This window comes from Pseudomonas sp. GL_135 (assembly GCF_057834665.1).
On record NZ_CM174408.1, the window covers coordinates 2191616 to 2194955 of the forward strand.

Consider the following 3340-nt stretch of genomic DNA (forward strand, 5'->3'; position numbering starts at 1 on the left):
GTCATTCATGAAATTAGTTCGTCTGGTCTTCCAGCAATACCGCTGGCCGCTTGCGATGGTGCTGTTGCTGAGCGTCAGCAGCGGGTTGTTGAGCGTCGGCGTGATTGCCTTCGTCAACCAACGCATGATCAGCAGTCACGACGGCCTCGGCACCGCGCTGTGGCAATTCGGCCTGATGCTCGCCGTGCTGCTGGCGCTGGCGTCCGGGGCGTCGTTGTCGCTGACCGCCCTGGGTCACCGGTTCGTTTATGGCCTGCGCCGGGTGATGGTCAAGCGCCTGCTGGACACCAACATCGAGCGCATCGAATCCATCGGCGGGGCGAAGATCTTCGCCAGCCTGTCCAGCGACATTCGCGCCGTGACCATGGCCTTCGTGCAGCTGCCGGACCTGATCTACGGCTCGGTGCTCAGCGTCGCGTCGTTCAGCTACCTGGCCTGGCTGTCGCCGTCGCTGTTCATCACCACGCTGTGCTGGATGGCCTTCACCCTCGGCGTGGGCTGGCTGCTGGTCGGTAAACTCAACGCCCACATCCGCGCGCTGCGTGAGTCCGAAGACAAGCTCTATCAGAGCTACCAGGGAGTGATTGACGGGCGCAAGGAGCTGACCCTCAACCGCGACCGCGCGCGCCGTCTGTACGAAGAAACCTTCGACGTCGCCGCCCAGCGCTACCGCGAGCATTTCACCCTGGCCGACCGTTACCACGGCCTGGCCAGCAACTGGGCCAACATCATGGTCCTCGGCACCATTGGCCTGGCGTTTTACCTGGCCAACGGCCTGGGCTGGGCGCCGACGGAAGTGGCGGCCACCTACGCGCTGACCGTGCTGTTCATGCGCACGCCGCTGGTGCTGGCGGTGGCGGCGATCCCGGCGCAGATCTCCGGGCGCGTGGCGTTGGATAAAGTCGAGTCGCTGGCCCTGGCCGACCATCACGAAAGCTTCGACGTCGCCCCGAGCCATATCGCCGGTCACTGGCAGACCCTCGAACTCCGTGACGTCGAATACCACTATGCGCCCCAGGGTGACGAGCCCGGTTTCGATGTCGGCCCGGTCAACCTGACCTTGCGCCGGGGCGAAACCGTGTTCCTCATGGGCGGCAACGGCAGCGGTAAATCCAGCCTGGCGCGCTTGCTCAGCGGCCTGTATCGACCGTCGGCAGGGGCGATTCTGATCGATGGCCAGGTCATCGGTTCTGACGACTGGCTGGCCTACCGTCAGCTGTTCGCCAGCGTGTTCACCGACTTCCATTTGTTTGCGCAATTGCTCGGGCCCGATGGGCAGAACGCCGATGTCGCTGACGTCGACCACTGGCTGGAAAAACTGCACATGAAGCACAAGGTGCAGCTCGCCGACGGGCACCTGCTCGACACGCGTTTTTCCCAGGGACAGCGCAAGCGCCTGGCGCTGATGCTGGCGCTGCTGGAGAAGCGCGACATTCTGCTGCTGGACGAATGGGCCGCCGATCAGGACCCGTTGTTCCGCCGCTTTTTCTACCGCGAGCTGCTGCCGATGTTCAAAAAGGCTGGCGTCACGGTGTTTGCCATCAGCCACGACGACCAGTACTTCGACCTCGCCGACCGTCTGGTGAAGATGGAGTCCGGGCAGCTCAGCGAGCTGCAGGGTGATCGCCGCGAAAACGCCAGCCGCGACGCGGTGGAAGAGATCGGCGCCGCGTATCAGATGAAAACTGTAAAGGCTTTGTAAGTTTTTCGGCGACCGGGACTAAACAGCCGTCAGCCTCAGTCGTCATGTTAATGAGAATCAGTCTTAAACATTTTTGATGCGCGTGAACGGCCATCCGGCGCCAGCGACCTTGTTGTTCGGCCTGCCGGAGTCGATCACCCATCGCGCCTTACGAGAGGGAAGCATGGAACTCGTCTACGACTTCATCGGCATCGGTTTCGGCCCGTCGAACCTGGCTTTGGCCATTGCCACCCAGGAGCATGCCCAGCGCAGCGGTCTGGCGCCCCACGTGTGTTTCCTCGAGAAAAAGCCGGCGTTCAACTGGCACGAAGGCATGCTGATCGACGGTTCTACCATGCAGATTTCCTTCCTCAAGGACCTGGTGACCCTGCGCAATCCGGCCAGCCGTTTCACCTTCGTCAACTACCTCAACGAGCGTGGCCGTCTGCAGGACTTCATCAATCTCAAGACCTTCTTTCCGACCCGCGAGGAATACACCGATTACCTGACCTGGGCGGCCTCGCACTTCACCGATCAAGCTCATTACGGCGCCGAGGTGATGTCGGTGGAGCCGCATTTCGAAGACGGCCGCTTTGTCGCCATGGACGTGCTGTCCCGCGATGCGAACGGTGAAGTTTCCCGCCGTCGCGCGCGCAATCTGGTGTTCGGCATCGGCGGCATTCCCCAGGCGCCGGCGGCCTTCGACGGCCTTGAAGATGCGCGCGTGCTGCACTCTGCGGGCTATCGCGGCGGCATCGAAAAGCTCCTCGCCAATCGCCCCGGCCCGGTGCGCGTGGCGGTGGTCGGCGGCGGTCAGAGCGCAGCGGAAATCTTCGAAGACCTGGCCTCGCGTTTCGACAACGTCGAGGCCACCCTGGTGATTCGCGGCAGCGCGCTGAAGCCCTCCGATGACAGCCCCTTCGTCAATCAGATCTTCAACCCGTCGTTCACCGACACGATCTTCAACCACAGCCAGGAGCGTCGCGTCGCGCTGTTCGACGAGTTCCGCAACACCAACTATTCAGTGGTCGACACCGACCTGATCGAGACGATTTTCCAGCGCATGTACCAACAGAAGGTGCGCGGCGAAGAGCGCCACCGCATGCTCACCAACCGCGAAGTGGTGCACGCCGAAGTGGCCGCCGACGGCATTGAGCTGTTCCTGCGCGACGCGCCCCATGACCAGATGCACAGCGAGTCCTTCGACGTTGTCGTGCTCGCCACCGGTTACCGCCGCGACTACCACCTGGAACTGCTCTCGGGCATTCAGGAATACATCCAGGGCGCCAATGTCGACCGTCACTATCGCTTGCCCCTGAGCCCCGGCAGCGAGGCCGGCATTTTTCTCCAGGGTTGCTGCGAAGACAGCCACGGTTTGAGCGACACGCTGTTGTCGGTGCTGGCGATCCGCTCCCAGGAAGTCGTCGAATCGATCTTCGGTGACCAGGCGCAACCGTGTTCGGCGCGCTCTGCTCAGGGGGCGTTGCAGGCGCAGACCGAGCCGCGCGTGGCTCTCAAGCTGGCGCGCTAAATCCGGGCAGCAAACAAAGTCCGTCACAGCGGTGGTCGTCAGCGGCCACGCACTCTTTTCTCACAACGTTGTGGGCCGCCTTCGCGCGGCCTGCGGGTTGAGCCTTGCCGATACAAACAGGTGAAAGA

At 62.7% G+C, this 3340-nt stretch carries 2 protein-coding genes; both read left to right on the plus strand.

Annotated elements, in window-relative coordinates:
* Positions 1–7: 7 nt before the first annotated feature.
* A complete protein-coding gene (locus tag AC3ISG_RS09925; protein WP_489299130.1) occupies positions 8–1702 on the plus strand; it encodes a multidrug ABC transporter permease/ATP-binding protein in 1695 nt (564 codons plus the stop codon).
* Positions 1703–1865: 163 nt separating this feature from the next.
* The gene (locus AC3ISG_RS09930; protein ID WP_489299131.1) at positions 1866–3212 is read left to right on the plus strand and encodes a lysine N(6)-hydroxylase/L-ornithine N(5)-oxygenase family protein; all 1347 of its coding nucleotides are present in this window, start codon (positions 1866–1868) and stop codon (positions 3210–3212) included.
* The last annotated feature ends 128 nt before the right edge of the window (positions 3213–3340 follow it).